Raw genomic sequence first — 1,594 nt, forward strand, 5'->3', positions numbered from 1 at the left:
CGGTGTATCCGTCCTCGTGCAGTGACGAGCAGTGGGCGCTGCTGCAACCGCTGCTGCCGCCACCGGGTAACACCGGCGGCAAGGGCGGTCGCGGTGAGAAACATCCACGCCGCCTGGTCCTGGACGCGATCTTCTACCTGGTGCGCGGCGGCATCGCCTGGCGGGCGCTGCCCACCGACTTCCCACCCCCGATGACGGTCTACGACATCTTCTGCCGCTGGACTAAAGCCGGTGTATGGCAACGGATCACCGACGTTCTGCGTGATCGGATCCGGGTACGTGCAGGCCGCAAGTCCACCCCGACAGCGGCGATCATCGACTCCCAATCCGTGCGGGCCGCCGACACCGTGCCCGCAGCATCCCGCGGATGGGACAACGGCAAGAAAGTCGGCGGCCGCAAACGCCATATCGCCACCGACACCATGGGTCTACTGCTGGCGGTCGTGGTCACCGCCGCCAGCACCCAGGACCGCGACGGCGCGGTGCCGCTGCTGGCGAGGCTGCGGGAGCGGTTCTCCACCATCACACCGACCTGGGCGGATGCCGGCTACGCGGGCAGGCTGGTGCGCTGGGCGCACCAGGTCCTGAACCTGGCCGTGACAATCGTCAAACGCACCGATCCCGGCTTCGTCGTGCTGCCGCGCCGTTGGGTCGTGGAACGAACGCTGGCCTGGATCAGCAAACACCGCCGCTGCGTCCGCGACTACGAAACCCGACCCGAGCACCACGAAGCCATGGTCTACATCGCCACCATCATGACCATGTCACGCCGACTCACCCGCACATGACCGGTTGAGGCTGCTCGCGATATCCGGCATCACCTGCCCGCGGATCTCGGCTGCCGTCAGCGCTCGGTCGTAGTCGAGTCGCGGATCTCGACGCCGCTTGTGTGATCGAGAAGCTACAGAGGCGATGGTCACCGGTGGTCTGCGCAGCCGTGCATTTTTGCCCGCAGCACGGGGGACGGAGCATCACGGCGCGTGGGAAGGTGTGATCATGGGCGGATGGTCGACTCCACTGGTTGGGAATCCCACCTGGTATCCGCCGAGATAATGGCCCAACGGCAAGTATTGGCCGAGAAGGTCGTTGCCGAGCTGCGTCTGGCAGGGTTGCCTGCCGGGATTCATACCCGCGAGCGGGTGGGAGCGAACGTCGCGATCGACAAGCTTCCCACAACCGAGGGTGGGGGTGTGTCAGTGCATTGGGGGCCTGACCCGCGAGCAAATCGAGCCGCAATGGGGTTCGATCCCGGTACCGAGCCCGATGATGCTGCTTGGGCGTCTCTCAGGCAAGCGTTGACGGAGGGCCGGTTTCCGGATGATGAGACCAAATTTCATCTCGCTCATCGCGAGGTGATCGAAAAAGCCATGTACACCGCGATCGTCACCATCCTGACTTCAGCGGGAATACCTGCCTGCGAGGTAGACAACTTCGGTACCTACGTCGCGATCGAGTCCCCCTGAAGCCGAGCTTGTGGTACCGGAATTCACCACCAGATCGGGCCGCGAGCAGCCCGACGTTGCCGCAATGCGCGATCAACCGCAATCAGAACTTCACAACCGAGACACACAACCGAAGTTCCCAGACGCTCACT

General features: G+C 64.3%; 2 protein-coding genes. Both read left to right on the forward strand.

What is annotated here, in order from left to right:
* Positions 1 to 2: 2 nt before the first annotated feature.
* Positions 3 to 788: an IS5 family transposase gene (locus GVY39_RS33685; protein WP_159931022.1), complete on the forward strand. Its 786-nt coding sequence runs from the start codon at positions 3 to 5 to the stop codon at positions 786 to 788.
* A gap of 216 nt (positions 789 to 1,004) precedes the next feature.
* Complete coding sequence (locus GVY39_RS33690) at positions 1,005 to 1,463, forward strand: hypothetical protein (RefSeq protein WP_159931024.1); 459 nt, start codon at positions 1,005 to 1,007, stop codon at positions 1,461 to 1,463.
* Positions 1,464 to 1,594: the final 131 nt, after the last annotated feature.

The sequence above is a fragment of the Nocardia sp. CY15 genome, from assembly GCF_009829295.1.
Classification (GTDB): Bacteria; Actinomycetota; Actinomycetes; order Mycobacteriales; family Mycobacteriaceae; genus Nocardia; species Nocardia sputi.